Below are 202 nucleotides of genomic sequence, written 5' to 3' on the forward strand. Positions count from 1 at the left end.
GAAAATGAAGGTTTATTAAATAGCAAAGGTGAAGAAGGACTGTCTATAGAGTCAATGGACGTGTTTGAGCGAACCAATTATGATTTTAATATATTAGTTAGCCCCTCAGCCGTTTCACTAAAGGTAGAAATCAGCTATAATACCAATCGTTACGATAGCACATCCTTAAAGCACCTGGTAACTCATTTTGATAAATTGATCA

Annotated in this window: 1 protein-coding gene; it reads left to right on the forward strand. The window is 35.1% G+C overall.

Translation table 11 applies throughout. The annotated features are described in order from the left end of the window. Positions 1–202 (forward strand): hypothetical protein (locus A4R26_RS35355; protein WP_133054572.1); only part of this gene is annotated, 202 nt, incomplete at both ends.

Origin of the sequence: Niastella populi (assembly GCF_002078015.1) — a bacterium.
GTDB lineage: Bacteria > Bacteroidota > Bacteroidia > Chitinophagales > Chitinophagaceae > Niastella > Niastella populi.